Annotated in this window: 9 protein-coding genes; 5 read left to right on the top strand and 4 right to left on the bottom strand. The window is 67.6% G+C overall.

Annotation, left to right across the window (positions count from 1 at the left end; genetic code table 11):
• Positions 1-12: 12 nt before the first annotated feature.
• The 4 genes from hemE to rpsU all read right to left on the bottom strand — a co-directional run bounded on the left by hemE (position 13) and on the right by rpsU (position 3,573).
• Entirely contained in the window at positions 13-1,071 is a 1,059-nt protein-coding gene (gene hemE / locus C936_RS0103810) for a uroporphyrinogen decarboxylase (RefSeq protein WP_018175250.1), read from the bottom strand.
• Between the two features lie 8 nt (positions 1,072-1,079).
• Positions 1,080-2,483 (bottom strand): FAD-dependent oxidoreductase, encoded by a 1,404-nt coding sequence (locus C936_RS0103805; protein WP_018175249.1) that lies wholly within the window; start codon positions 2,481-2,483, stop codon positions 1,080-1,082.
• A gap of 388 nt (positions 2,484-2,871) precedes the next feature.
• Positions 2,872-3,315 (bottom strand): GatB/YqeY domain-containing protein, encoded by a 444-nt coding sequence (locus C936_RS0103800; protein ID WP_018175248.1) that lies wholly within the window; start codon positions 3,313-3,315, stop codon positions 2,872-2,874.
• A gap of 42 nt (positions 3,316-3,357) precedes the next feature.
• Positions 3,358-3,573, bottom strand: coding sequence for a 30S ribosomal protein S21 (gene rpsU, locus C936_RS0103795; RefSeq protein ID WP_012981683.1), 216 nt, complete (start codon positions 3,571-3,573; stop codon positions 3,358-3,360).
• A 176-nt stretch (positions 3,574-3,749) separates the two neighbouring features.
• On the opposite strand from rpsU, the gene aroB reads away from it, so the two are divergent.
• From aroB to dnaG, 5 genes are all read left to right on the top strand, one after another.
• Entirely contained in the window at positions 3,750-4,874 is a 1,125-nt protein-coding gene (gene aroB, locus C936_RS0103790; RefSeq protein ID WP_018862931.1) for a 3-dehydroquinate synthase, read from the top strand.
• Positions 4,864-6,054, top strand: coding sequence for a deoxyguanosinetriphosphate triphosphohydrolase (locus C936_RS0103785; protein WP_018175246.1), 1,191 nt, complete (start codon positions 4,864-4,866; stop codon positions 6,052-6,054). The genes aroB and C936_RS0103785 overlap by 11 nt, the downstream gene beginning before the upstream one ends.
• Before the next feature lie 11 nt (positions 6,055-6,065).
• Positions 6,066-7,910 (top strand): SPOR domain-containing protein, encoded by a 1,845-nt coding sequence (locus tag C936_RS0103780; RefSeq protein ID WP_026278805.1) that lies wholly within the window; start codon positions 6,066-6,068, stop codon positions 7,908-7,910.
• A gap of 161 nt (positions 7,911-8,071) precedes the next feature.
• On the top strand, positions 8,072-12,535 hold the full coding sequence (gene gltB / locus C936_RS0103775; protein WP_018175245.1) for a glutamate synthase large subunit: 4,464 nt from the start codon (positions 8,072-8,074) through the stop codon (positions 12,533-12,535).
• 434 nt (positions 12,536-12,969) lie between these two features.
• The gene (dnaG, locus tag C936_RS0103770; protein ID WP_018175244.1) at positions 12,970-14,754 is read left to right on the top strand and encodes a DNA primase; all 1,785 of its coding nucleotides are present in this window, start codon (positions 12,970-12,972) and stop codon (positions 14,752-14,754) included.
• Positions 14,755-14,835 lie beyond the last annotated feature (81 nt).

Here is a 14,835-nt window from a genome sequence, read left to right as displayed (position 1 = left end):
GGCGCCGCTGCCTTAGTCGCGGCGGTAGGAGGTGACGGTCTCAACCAGGGTTGCCACCCGTTCCGGGTCGATCCCCGGATGAATCCCGTGCCCCAGGTTGAAGACATGACCGGTGTCCCGGTCGAAGCCGTCCAGCACCCGCAGGGCCTCCTCGCGCACCACCGCATCCGGCGCGTACAGCACCGACGGATCCAGGTTGCCCTGCAGCGCCACGCGATCGCCCACACGACGGCTGGCCTCGGCAATCTCGATCGTCCAGTCCAGCCCCAGCGCATCGGCACCGGTCTCGGCCTGCGCCTCGAGCCAGGCATCGCCACCCTTGGTGAACAGGGTAACCGGCACGCGACGGCCGTCGTGGTCCCGAATCAGGCCATCAATGATGCGCTGCATGTAGGCCAGCGAAAATTCCCTGTAGCCGCGCGGCGTGAGCGAACCGCCCCAGGTATCGAAGACCATCACAGCCTGCGCACCGGCGCGAATCTGGGCGTTCAGGTATTCGGTGACCGCGCTGGCGACCTTCTGCAGCAGCGCGTGCATCGCCTGCGGTTCGCCGTACATCAACCGCTTGGTCTCGGCGAAGTCGCGCGAGCCCTGACCCTCAACCATATAGGTGGCCAGCGTCCACGGGCTGCCGGCAAAGCCGATCAGCGGCACTTCGCCATTCAGTTCGCGGCGGATCAGGCGCACCGCGTCCATCACATAGCGCAGCTCCTGCTCCGGATCCGGCACCGGCAGGTTCTCGATCGCCTCGAGCGAACGGATCGGGTCGCGAAAACGAGGGCCCTCGCCGGTCTCGAAGTAAAGCCCCAAACCCATCGCATCCGGGATGGTCAGGATGTCCGAGAACAGGATCGCCGCGTCCAGCGGGAACCGGCGCAGCGGCTGCATGGTGACTTCGCAGGCCAGCTCCGGGTTCTGACACAGATTCATGAAGCTGCCGGCCTGGGCGCGGGTCTCGCGGTACTCCGGCAGGTAGCGCCCGGCCTGGCGCATGATCCAGATCGGCGGGCGATCCACGGGCTCGCGTAGCAACGCACGCAGCAGACGGTCATTCTTCAGGGTCTGGGACATCGAAAAACTCAAACGCCGAGGTATTCAAGGATGCCTTCGGCGGCCTCGCGGCCCTCGAAGACGGCGGTCACAACCAGGTCCGAGCCACGCACCATGTCGCCGCCAGCAAAGACCTTCGGGTTGCCGGTCTGGAAGGCGTGCTCACCGACGGCCTGTACACGCCCGCCCTCGTCCACGCCGATCTTGTATTCGGCGAACCAGTCCGCCGGGGACGGACGGAAACCAAAGGCGATCAGCACGCGGTCGGCCGGGATCACATGCTCGGAGCCCGGCACCGGCTCCGGACGGCGGCGGCCGCGCTCGTCCGGCGCACCCATCTGGGTGCGCACCACCTTCACGCCCTCGACCTTGCCGTCGCCGACGATCTCGACCGGCTGCACGTTGAACTCGAACTGCACGCCCTCTTCGCGGGCATGCACCACTTCCTTGCGCGAGCCGGGCATGTTCTCTTCGTCGCGGCGATAGGCGCAGGTCACCGAGGCCGCGCCCTGGCGGATCGAGGTGCGGTTGCAGTCCATCGCGGTGTCGCCACCGCCAAGGACCACCACACGCTGGCCGGCCACGTCGATGAAGCCGTCTTCATCGTGCTCCCAGCCCATCACCTGGCGGATATTGGAGATCAGGAACGGCAGCGCCGGGTACACCCCCGGCAGGTCCTCGCCGGGGAAGCCACCCTGCATCGCGGTGTACGTGCCCATGCCGAGGAACACGGCGTCGTATTCCTCCAGCAGGGTCTCCATCTGGATGTCGCGGCCGATCTCGGTATTCAGGCGGAACTCCACGCCCATGCCCTCGAGGATCTCGCGGCGGGTGCGGATCACCTGCTTTTCGAGCTTGAACGGCGGGATACCGAAGGTCAGCAGGCCACCGATCTCCGGGTAGCGGTCATAGACCACTGCCTGCACGCCGTTGCGCGCCAGGATATCGGCGCAGCCAAGGCCGGCCGGCCCGGCGCCAATCACGGCCACGCGCTTGTCGGTCGGGGTGACATCGGACAGGTCCGGGCGCCAGCCGGCCTTCAGGGCCTCGTCGGTGATGTACTTCTCCACCGAGCCGATGGTGACCGCGCCAAAACCGTCGTTCAGCGTGCAGGCGCCCTCGCACAGGCGGTCCTGCGGGCAGACGCGGCCGCAGACCTCGGGCAGGGAATTAGTCTTGTGCGAGAGCTCGGCGGCGGCGAACAGGTTGCCCTCTTCCACCAGCTTCAGCCAGTTCGGGATGAAGTTGTGAACCGGGCACTTCCATTCGCAATACGGATTGCCACAGGCCAGGCAGCGGCCCGCCTGCTGCCCCGCGGTCGCCGGGTCGAACTGACCAATGATCTCCCCGAACTCGTGGATACGAATCTCGGCAGGGGTCTTCTGAGGGTCCTGGCGCGGCAGGTCCAGGAACTGCATCGGATTGGAAGCCATGGATCACTCGCTCCGACGGGAACCGGCGGCATGACGCCACGGGGTTCAACCGTTCATGCGTTCAGGAAAGGAACGTTTCGCTCAACCGAGCGTAACGGTCAAGAAATCTCCAGGGTAACGCGGGTGAATGTACGCATTCGCGCTCGAGTCGATTTTGCCTGCTGACAAGGCGCGGTGAGCGCAGTGTAGCCGAGCCACATAAGCGAGCCGCAACGCCGTCAGCAGGCAAAATCGGCCGAGCCCCTCGCCCAATAAAATGGTGGGGTTGGAGCTGCCTGTTCCCCGATACAGCGTTGCGCCACTTGCGGGTAGATCCACTACCCGCTGCACGACGCGCCTTGTCTCGGGAAACAGGCAGCACCAACGCGAATGCGTACATTCACCCGCGTTACCCTAGCGCTGCACGGACCTTCTGACTGACGACGCCCATGTCCGCGCGGCCGAAGACCCGGGGCTTGAGCACGCCCATCACCTTGCCCATATCGCTGGGACCGGCCGCGCCGGTCTCGGCAATCGCCTCGCCGATCATCTGCTCCAGCTCGGCGTCGCCCAATTGCTCGGGCATGTAGGCCTCGATCACCGTGATCTCGGCGGCCTCGCGCTCGGCCAGGTCCTCGCGACCGCCCTTGCGGTACTGGTCGATGGAGTCGCGGCGCTGCTTGAGCATCCGGTTCAGGATGGCCAGCACCGCGTCGTCGTCGGCCTCGCGCCGCTCGTCGACCTCGAACTGCGAGACCTCGGCCTGGATCAGGCGCAACGCCCCAAGGCGTTCCTTCTCCCGGGCCCGCATGGCCTGCTTCACGTCATCCTGCAAACGGGCCTTGAGCGACATTGAAGGGTCCTCGATCCGGGCCTGAGGCCCGAGAGACGATTCTTAGTACAGACGCACCCGACGGGTCATATCGCGGGAATTCTTCTTCAGCTGGCGTTTCACCGCTGCGGCGGCCTTGCGCTTGCGCTCGGTGGTCGGCTTTTCGTAGTACTCGCGGCGGCGGACTTCCGCGACCACGCCGGCCTTCTCACAGGTGCGCTTGAAACGGCGCAGGGCAACCTCGAAGGGCTCATTCTCGCGAACTCGTACGTGCGGCATACAATCTCCGGATGCGAATGCTGATTCGTCTACCAAAACAAAAACGCCACCCGAAACACTCCGGGCAGCCATGCAGAACTCCCTATGGTAATCCAACCGGCGTCATTTGCAAAAGTCCGTGAAGCGATGCCCATCCTGACCGCGCACACGCTTACGCCCAAAGTGGCACGCACGCTATGATGCCCCTGATGAACGCACCCGGCACACAGAACCTGAACGTCGAGCTGGGCGAGCGCAGCTACCCCATCCGGATCGGACCGGGCCAGCTCGCCGCCGCCGACACCCTGCGCCCGGCGCTCGAGGGCCGCCGCGTGGCGGTGGTGACCAACACCACCGTGGGCCCGTTGTACGGTGAGGCTCTGCGCGAAACGCTCGGCCAGTGTGAGATCGCCGGCGAGATCCTCTGGATCGAACTGCCCGATGGCGAGACCCACAAGACCCTGGCCACAGTGGAATCGATCATCACCCGCCTGCTGGAGGCCCGGCTTGACCGAGGCAGCCGCATCGTCGCGCTGGGCGGGGGCGTGGTGGGCGATATCGCCGGCTTCGCCGCTGCGATCTACCAGCGCGGGATCGACTTCGTGCAGGTGCCGACCACCCTGCTGGCCCAGGTCGACTCCTCGGTGGGCGGCAAGACCGGGGTCAACCACCCGCTGGGCAAGAACATGATCGGTGCCTTCCACCAGCCACGCGCGGTGCTGATCGACACCGACACCCTGAAGACACTCCCCGAGCGCGAGCTGCAGGCCGGGCTCGCCGAGGTCATCAAGTACGGGCTGATCCGCGACGCCGAGTTCTTCGCCTGGCTGGAAGCGCATATCGACGAGCTGCGCGCCCTGGAACCCGAGGCGCTGGCCTGGGCCATTCACCGCTCCTGCGCCTGCAAGGCCGAGATCGTCGCCGCCGACGAACGCGAAGGCGGCATCCGCGCCCTGCTGAACCTGGGCCACACCTTCGGCCACGCAATCGAGGCCGGCATGGGCTACGGCGAATGGCTGCATGGCGAGGCCGTGGGTACGGGCATGGCGATGGCCGCGCGCATGTCGGAACGCATGGGCTGGCTGAGCACGGCCGAGCGCGAACGCGCCGAGGCCCTGATCCAGCGCGCCGGCCTGGCTCTGGATCCACCGGACAGCATGAGCGCCGAGCGCTTCCGCGAGCTGATGGCGATCGACAAGAAGGTCGCCAGCGGCCGTCTGCGCCTGGTGCTGCTGAGGGGGGTCGGCCAGGCCGAACTCACCGACCAGTTCGATGTGTCGGCGCTGGACGCGACGCTGCACGAGGGCGCCCGTGTCGCCTGAGGCCCTGGCCACCACACCCCGGGTCGACCGGGCCTCCGGGCTCGCGTCGTACGCCGCCGACCCCGCGGCCTCGCGCGGGCGCGCCCACCCGGAAGCGGCGCCACGCCACCGCAGCGATTTCCAGCGCGACCGCGATCGCATCGTGCACTCCAGCGCGTTTCGCCGCCTGGAATACAAGACCCAGGTCTTCATCAGCCACGAGGGCGACCTGTTCCGCAACCGTCTGACCCACTCGCTGGAGGTCGCGCAGATCGGGCGCTCGATCGCGCGTGCCCTGTGTCTGAACGAGGACCTGGTCGAGGCCATCGCCCTGGCGCACGACCTCGGCCACACGCCATTCGGCCATGCCGGCCAGCATGCCCTGAACGACTGCATGAAAGGGTACGGCGGCTTCGAGCACAACCTGCAGTCGCTGCGCATTGTCGACCTGCTGGAGCGTCACTACGCGGAATTCGACGGCCTCAACCTGACTTTCGAGACACGCGAGGGCATCCTCAAGCACTGCTCGCCACAGCGCGCTCGGGAACTGGGCGCGATCGGGGTGCGCTTTCTCGAGAAGCAGCAGCCCTCGCTGGAGGCGCAGCTCGCCAACGTGGCCGACGAGATCGCCTACAACAACCACGATGTCGACGACGGCCTGCGTTCCGGGCTGCTCGACATGGACCAGTTGACCGAGGTCCGCCTTTTCCGCGAGTGCCTGGAAGCGGTTCGCGCACGTTACCCGGACCTCGAGCCACGACGGGTTCAGCACGAGACCGTCCGCCGCATGATCGACGCCCTGGTCTCCGACCTGATCGAGAGCAGCCAGGCCGCGATCGATCACCAGCGGCCCGACACCCCGGACGACGTCCGCCAGGCCGGCCAGCCGCTGATCCGCTTCAGCCCGGAGATGGCCGAACAAGCGCGCGAGCTGAAAGCCTTCCTGCGCGAGAACCTGTACCACCACCATCAGGTCCACGCAGTGATGCACAAGGCCCGCCAGCTGATTCAGGAGCTGTTCGCCGCGTTCGACTCCGAGCCGCGACTGATGCCCGAGCACTTCCAGCGGCATGCCGAGCAGATCGCCGCGGCCGATCCGCATGCGCCGCAGCGCGCGATTGCCGACTACATCGCGGGCATGACCGACCGCCACGCCATCCGTGAACACCACCGCCTGTTCGATCTGGGCACGCTGACCTGAGACTGAGACCCATGGCGCTCTCCGACCAATGCCTGAAACAGCTCGGCCTGCACACGGCGCCGTTCGACGAGACCCCGGATGAACACTTCATCTACAGCGACCCGTTGCTGGACGGGCTGCTGGAGTCGGCGCGCGCCGCCCTCGATGCGCCGGGCGCCATCGTGATCATGACCGGCGAGAACGGCTCCGGGCGCAGCCTGCAGTTGATGCGCCTGCTGGCCATGCTGCCCGAGCCCTTCGAGCTGATCGCCTTTCGCGCCCGCATCAACACCCAGTTCGAATCGGTGGACAACACCATTCGCAACTACCTGCGCTCGCACAACGCCGATGACCCGGATCGCCCCCTGACCGAACTGCTGGCCGAACGCGTCGCCGTCGGCCGCGACCCGGTGATCGCGATGGACGACGCCCACCTGGTCGGCACCGACATCGTGAACAACCTGATGCGCATGCGCAGCGAGGTGCTCGAGTCCCAGGGCCGCGCCCCGCGCATCGTGCTGGTGGGCTCCGGCGGCCTGCTCCGCCGCCGCCTGTACCTCCCGGACCCCTCCGACGAGGACCAGGTCACGCGCGTCAACCTGCGCGCCTTCAACCTCGAGCAAACGGCCGCCTATCTGCGCCACCGACTGCAAGCGGCGGGGCTCGACGACCCGGAGCGCCTGCTCGACCAGGACACGATCCATCATCTGCAGACCACCAGCCAGGGGCTGCCGGGCAACCTGAACCGCGAGGCCAACCAGGTCCTGGAGCGCCACTGCCGCAGCGAACGCCATGCCGCCAGCGCGACCGGCACCACAGCGCCCGGCATCGCGCTGGGTGACGAGGCCGAGCGCGAAGAGGAGCCGTCACCCACGACACCCGAGGCCGCCGGCGTCACCATCGACTCCGACGCCGGCCTCGACCGCGAAACCGACACCGAGCCCGTGCTTCGTGCCCAGCGCGAAGAGGACGAATTCACTCCGGCCGCCGAGGCCCTCGCGCACTCGGATGCCGATGACGAACCGGACTGGCCGCCGGAGCCCGACCACGAACTCGACGAACCCCCGGAGGAAAAGCGCACCGCGCCCTTCTGGAATCAGCGCTGGTTCGTGCCAGCGGTTGCCGCCACGGTCGCGATCGGTATCGCCGCACCCGTCGCTCTGCAGTTGATGGACGGTGGCGAAACCGAGGCGGAACAGGAGGTCGTCGAACTCCCGCTGCCCGAAACCCGCCCCCCGGCATCCCCCGAGCAGGACGACCTGGTCGCGCCCGACCCGCTGGAGCATGCGGACGACACGCTGACCAGCCCGGGAATCGAACCCCTGCCCGGCCAGGAACGCCCGAGCGGCGATCCGATTGCCGGCATCGAGGCCGAACCCGCCGCTGAACCTGAGCCACAGCCCGAGCCAGAACCCGCTCCGGAGCCCGAACCTGAGCCACAGCCCGAGCCAGAACCCGCTCCGGAGCCCGAACCGGAACCCGAACCCGAACCAGCACCAGAGCCGGAACCGGAACCGGAACCGGAACCGGAACCGGAGACGACGACCGAGGCCCTGGCCGACGAGGATGGTGACAGCGAGCGCCTGCGCGGCGATCTGGAGTGGCTCGGCAACCAGTCCTCCGATGCGTTCACCATCCAGTTGATTGCGGCTCCGGACATGTCCACTGCCCGTGGCTATGCCGATCGCCACAACCTTGGCGGCATCCGCTACATCCCCACGCGAGTGAACAATCGCGACTTTGTGGTCGTGCTGGCTGGATCGTTTACCAGTCGCGAGGCCGCCGAAGGCGCGGCGTCCGACCTGCCCGAGGCGGTACGCAACGAAGGCCCCTGGATCCGCTCCATCGGCTCCGTACAAGGCGTGGCACGCGAGTAGACTCGCCGCCTCGGCACCCGCCAACCCGCACCTCCCCGTGCCTACTTGACCGGCCCCGGTTTGCCGGGAGAATGACGGTTCGGCTATATTCCTGCGCCTTTTTTCGTGTTCTTTTCCAGCCCGACGGCCCGCCTTTCGCGCGCCGTGACCGGAGTTCACCGATGCGACAGAACCAACTGAACGGCACCCTCTACCGCCCCGAATTCGAGCGCGACAACTGCGGCTTCGGCCTGATTGCGCACATGGACGGCGTAGCCAGCCACTGGGTGGTGGACACCGCGATCAAGGCCCTGGAACGGATGACCCACCGCGGCGCGATCGCCGCGGACGGCAAGACCGGCGACGGTTGCGGGCTGCTGATGAAGACCCCCGAAGCCTTCCTGCGCACCCTGGCCTCGGAGTCGAACATCGAACTGGCCGAGCGCTTCGCCGCCGGTATTGTGTTCATCAACCCGGACAAGATCGCCGAGACACGCGCCGCCGTGGAGGGTGCGATCGAGCACGGCCCGCTGAAGCTTGCCGGCTGGCGCGAGGTCCCGATCAACCCGGAAGACGCCTGTGGCGCCGAGGCCCTGAAGAGCCAGCCGCACATCCTGCAGGTGTTCATCAACGCCCCGGCCGACATGGACGGCGACGCCTTCGAGCGCGCGCTGTTCGTAGTGCGCCGCCGCGCCGAGATCGCAATGGGCGACGACCCGGTGTTCTACGTGCCGAGCCTGTCCGCGCGCGTGGTCTCCTACAAGGGTCTGGTGATGCCGGAGAACCTGCCGGTGTTCTACCGCGACCTGCAGCGCCCGGAGCTGGAGACCGCGATCTGCGTGTTCCACCAGCGCTTCTCCACCAACACCTTCCCGCAGTGGGGCCTGGCGCAGCCGTTCCGTTTCCTCGCCCACAACGGCGAGATCAACACCGTGCAGGGCAACCGCAACTGGGCGGTTGCGCGCCAGCACAAGTTCGCCACCGAGAACCTGCCGGAACTGGCCGAGCTGGAGCCGCTGGTCAACCTGGAAGGCTCCGACTCGCAGAGCCTGGACAACATGCTCGAGGTCCTGCTGGCCGGCGGCATGGACCTGTTCCGCGCCATGCGCCTGCTGGTCCCGCCGGCGTGGCAGAACGTCGCGCACATGGACTCCGACCTGCGCGCCTTCTACGAATACAACTCCATGCACATGGAGCCCTGGGACGGCCCGGCCGGGATCGTGCTGACCGACGGCCGCTACGCCGCCTGCACCCTGGACCGCAACGGCCTGCGCCCGGCGCGCTACGTGATCACGAAGGACCGCCACATCACCCTGGCCTCCGAGATCGGCGTGTACGACTACGCCCCGGAGGACGTGGTCGCCAAGGGCCGCCTGAAGCCCGGGCAGATGCTGGCGGTGGATACCGAGTCCGGCGAGCTGCTGCAGCCCGAGGACGTCGACCGCATCAACCGTACGCGCCAGCCCTACCGCCAGTGGCTGCGCGCCCACGTGAAGCACCTGAAGAGCCAGCTGGACGACAACCAGCTGTTCTCCGGCGAGCCGATGCCGGCCGAGCGCCTGGACACCTACGAAAAGCTGTTCGACGTGACCTTCGAGGAGCGCGACCAGATCCTGCGCGTGCTGGCCGAGGCCGGTCAGGAGGCCGTGGGCTCGATGGGGGATGACACCCCGTTCGCCGTGCTCTCCCGCCACACCCGCTCGCTGTTCGATTACTTCCGCCAGCAGTTCGCCCAGGTCACCAACCCGGCGATCGACCCGCTGCGCGAGAGCATCGTGATGTCGCTGGAGACCTGCTTCGGCCGCGAGCAGAACCTGTTCGAGGAGACCCCGGACCACGCCCACCGCCTGGTATCCGACTCCCCGGTGCTGTCCGAGGCCAAGTTCCGCGAACTGTGCAACCAGACCGAAGACGCCTTCCGCGTCGAGCGCATGGACCTCAACTACGACGTCCATGCCGGTTCGCTGGAAGACGCCGTCAAGGCCCTGACCGACAACGCGGTACAGGCCGTTCGCAACGGTGCCGTCGTATTGGTGCTGTCGGACCGCGGCATCGATCCGGAACGCCGGCCGATCCCGGCCGCGCTGGCCGTAGGCGCGGTGCATCACGCCCTGATCCGCGCCAAGCTGCGCACCGACGCGAACATCGTCGCCGAGACCGCCACCGTGCGCGACCCGCACCACTTCGCCGTGCTGCTGGGCTACGGCGCCACCGCGATCTACCCGTACCTGGCCTACTCCGCGCTGCACGGCATGTGCGAGTCCGGTGAGATCCCGAACGCGGACCCGCTGACCCTGGCGCAGAACTACCGCCGCGGCATCAACAAGGGCCTGTTCAAGATCCTGTCGAAGATGGGCATCTCCACCATCGCCAGCTACCGCGGCGCGCAGCTGTTCGAGATCGTCGGCCTGGCCGACGAGGTCGTGGACACCTGCTTCACCGGCACCACCAGCCGCATCAAGGGCACCCGCTTCGCCGATATCGAGGCGGACCTGGAGACGCTGTCCAGGCGCGCCTGGAATCCGCGCAAGAGCGCCGGCCAGGGCGGCCTGCTGAAATATGTCCACGGTGGCGAGTACCACGCCTACAACCCGGACGTGATCCAGACCCTGCACCGCGCGGTGCAGTCCGGCGACTACGGCGTATACAAGGAATATGCGGATCTGGTGAACGAGCGCCCGGTGACCGTGCTGCGCGACCTGCTCAAGGTCCGCGACGACATCGAGCCGATCGCGCTGGACGAGGTCGAGTCCGAGGCCGAGATCCTGCCGCGCTTCGACTCCGCCGGCATGAGCCTGGGCGCGCTGTCGCCGGAGGCCCACGAGGCCCTGGCCACCGCAATGAACCGCCTGGGCGGGCGCTCCAACTCCGGCGAAGGCGGCGAGGCCGTTTCCCGCTACGGCACCGAGCGCATGTCCAAGATCAAGCAGGTGGCCTCCGGCCGCTTCGGCGTGACCCCGCACTACCTGGTCAACGCCGAGGTGCTGCAGATCAAGGTCGCCCAGGGCGCGAAGCCCGGCGAAGGCGGCCAGCTGCCGGGCCACAAGGTCAACAAGATGATCGCGGAACTGCGCTACTCGAATCCGGGCGTGGCCCTGATCTCACCGCCGCCGCACCACGACATCTACTCCATCGAGGACCTGGCGCAGCTGATCTTCGACCTCAAGCAGGTCAACCCGGATGCGCTGGTCTCGGTGAAGCTGGTCTCCGAGGCCGGTGTCGGCACCATCGCGGCCGGCGTGGCCAAGGCCTACGCCGACCTGATCACCATCTCCGGTTACGACGGCGGCACCGGCGCCAGCCCGCTGACCTCGGTGAAGTACGCCGGCACCCCGTGGGAGCTGGGCCTGACCGAGACCCACGCGACCCTGCGTGGCAACGACCTGCGCGACAAGGTGCGCCTGCAGACCGACGGCGGCCTGAAGACCGGCCTCGACGTGATCAAGGCGGCGATCCTGGGCGCCGAGAGCTTCGGCTTCGGCACCGGCCCGATGGTCGCGCTCGGCTGCAAGTACCTGAGGATCTGTCACCTGAACAACTGCGCAACGGGTGTCGCCACGCAGGACAAGGTGCTGCGCATGAACCACTTCATCGGCCTGCCCGAGATGGTCATGCACTACTTCCAGTTCGTCGCCCGCGAGACCCGCGAGTGGATGGCGAAGCTGGGCGTGCGCAGCCTGACGGATCTGATCGGCCGTACCGATCTGCTGGAGATCCTGCCGGGCGAGACGCCGAAGCAGCAGCACCTGGACCTGAACGGCCTGCTGGCCAGCGGCGACCTCGACGACAAGCCACGCTTCTGCAAGGAGCCGAAGAACGAGCCGTTCGACAAGGGCGAGCTGGCCGAGAAGATGGTCGCCGAGATGCTCGAGGCCATCGAGAACAAGGCCGGTGGCGAATACCGCTTCGACGTTGCCAACACCGACCGCTCGATCGGCGCGCGCCTGTCCGGCGAGATCGCCAAGCGCCACGGCAACCAGGGCATGTCCGATGCCCCGATCACCGTGCGCATGAAGGGCACGGCCGGGCAGAGCTTCGGCGTCTGGAACGCCGGCGGCCTGCACCTGTACCTGGAAGGCGATGCCAACGACTACGTCGGCAAGGGCATGACCGGCGGCAAGCTGGTGATCCGTCCGCCGGAAGGCTCGGGCTTCGCCAGCCAGGACACCACCATCATGGGCAACACCTGCCTGTATGGGGCAACCGGCGGCAAGCTGTTCGCGGCCGGCCAGTGCGGCGAACGCTTCGGCGTGCGCAACTCCGGCGCGATCGCCGTGGTGGAAGGCATCGGCGACCACGGCTGCGAGTACATGACCGGCGGCGTGATGGTGGTGCTGGGCAACACCGGCATCAACTTCGGCGCGGGCATGACCGGCGGCTTCGCGTTCGTGCTGGACCGGGAGAACGACTTCCCGGACCGCATCAACAACGAGCTGATCGACCTGCACCGCCTCGACACCGAGGACATGGAGGCCCACCGCAACTACCTGGAGGAGCTCATCACGGAATTCGTGCACGAGACCGACAGCGCCTGGGGCCGCGAAATCCTCGAGCAGTTCGACCACTACCAGGGCTCGTTCTGGCTGGTGAAGCCCAAGGCCTCCGAACTCCGGGGCCTGCTGGCCAACCTGCGCCAGGCCGCCTGACCCGCCACCCGGCGGAACGTTCAAACGGGCCCCTGACGGGGCCCGTTTTGTTTGCAGTGCCCCAAAACCCGTCATTGCGAGCGCAGCGAAGCAATCGCTTGATGCTGTGTTCTGGTGGCAGTTCCTGGAGATTGCTTCGCTGCGCTCGCAATGACCTGGCAGCACCCTGACACCATCCCGCGACCGGAGGCTGACGGATAGCGATTGCTTCGCCGCCCCCGGCTCCTCGCAAGGACGGGGAGGTAGAAAGTAGCGTCATCGCGAGGAGCGAAGCGACGTGGCGATCTCCACGGGCAACCCCGGCGTCCGCCCCGGAGACCACCGGGGCTCGCCGCATCGGCTGCGGCGTCCCGCAATGACGTGTTGCGCCCCGACCCTGGGCTATCATGCGAACCTGACGACGAGCACACCCCCGAGGAATAGCCGGCGAAACCATGGCAGGTCTCATCCCCCAGGCATTCATCGACGAGTTGCTCGAACGTAGCGATATCGTCGAGGTGATCCAGCGCCGCGTGAGCCTGAAGAAGGCCGGGCGCGAGTTCGCCGCCTGCTGCCCGTTCCACGGCGAGAAGACGCCGTCGTTCTACGTCTCTCCGCAAAAGCAGTTCTACCACTGCTTCGGCTGCGGGGCGCACGGCACGGCCATCAGCTTCCTGATGGAGTACGAGAATCTGAGCTTCCCCGAGGCGGTCGAGCAACTGGCCGAGCAGGCCGGACTGGAGGTCCCTCGCGAGGCCGGAGCGGACGACAAGCGCGAGGCCCACGCGCCGCTGTACGAGGCCCTGAACGCGGCCGCCGACTACTACGTGCAGCAGCTGCGCCAGACGCCGAAGGCAGTCGAATACCTGAAAAACCGCGGCATCGACGGCACCACCGCCCGCGACTACCAGATCGGCTGGGCCCCGCCCTCGGGCCTGATCGAGGCACTCAAGCCACGCTTCACCCCGCAACAGCTGGTGGAAGCCGGCCTGGCCGCCCGCCGCGACGACGGCGGCATCCGCGAGCGCTTCCGCGCGCGCATCATGTTCCCGATCCGCGACCGGCGCGGCCGCATCACCGGCTTCGGCGGGCGCCTGATCGAGGACGGCGAACCGAAGTACCTGAACAGCCCGGAGAGCGAGGTCTTCCACAAGGGCCAGGTGATCTACGGCCTGTTCGAAGCGCGCAAGGCCTGCACCCGGCTGGATGACATCGTGGTGGTCGAGGGCTACATGGACGTGGTCGGGCTGGCGCGCGCCGGCTTTCGGCGCGCGGTGGCCTGCATGGGCACCGCCCTGACCCGCGCCCACCTGGACAGCCTGTTCCGCCTGGTCTCGCGCATCACCCTGTGCTTCGACGGCGACGCCGCCGGGCGCCGCGCAGCCTGGCGCTCGCTGGCCGAGGCCCTGCCCGCGATCCAGGGCCTGCGCGAGGTGCGCGTGCTGTTCCTGCCCGAGGGCGACGACCCCGACAGCCTGGTGCTGCGCGACGGCCTCGCCGGCTGGGAGGAACGCCTCACCGGCGCCCTGCCCCTGTCCGAGACGCTTGTGCGGCTGTTGCGCGAGGAACACCCGACCGACACCGCCGAGGGCCGCACCCGCTTCGCGCATGCCGCGATGAAACTGGTCTCCACCACCCGTGACCCACTGTTCCGCGACCAGCTGGTCGAGCGTGTCGCCCAGGAGACCCACCTGAGCCCGGAGCGGCTGGGCGAGCAACTGCGCGAGGCCGAAGACGGGAACGCCCGCGCGACGGGCCCCGTCTCCGCACCGGCGGACATCCCCGATGCCCCATCCGCCGAGCCGGCGGGCGCGGCGCAGGAGACACCCTCCGCCCTTTGGGGGGCGCTGCTTGCGCGCATCCTGCAGCACCCCGAGCTCGAGTGGTCCCAGTCCGAACTGGCCGACCTCACGGCCTTCCCCGGCACCGCCGCGCAAACGCTGGGCAAGCTGCTGGGAGCCCTGCAAGAGCGTCCCGGCTGTAGCAGCGCCCATCTGCTGGAACGCTTCCGCGACGATCGCCACTTCAACCGCCTGCAGGCCCTGGCCGCCCGGGAACTTGGCGATGGCGACCCGAAGGTGACCCAACAGGTGGCCATGGACTGTGCCCGCCAGCTCCTGCTCCAGCAGGCACGCACGCGGATTCGTGAACTCACGCGCGCAGACGGCGGGCTCGCTACGGAACAACGCGAGGAGCTCGCGCGTCTTAGTGCACTACTGCAGAAGAGAAACCCCGGTTAGATTCCCCCGTAGCACGCGGCCCAGAGGCCGTAAGCGATTGAAATTGAAAACTCCGCCCCCAGAGTACTTACCGGGATTTCC

This window comes from Thioalkalivibrio sp. ALJ4, assembly GCF_000377225.1.
Lineage (GTDB): Bacteria > Pseudomonadota > Gammaproteobacteria > Ectothiorhodospirales > Ectothiorhodospiraceae > Thioalkalivibrio.
Note: the sequence above shows the minus strand (reverse complement) of the source record. Positions and strands in the feature narration are given on the sequence as shown.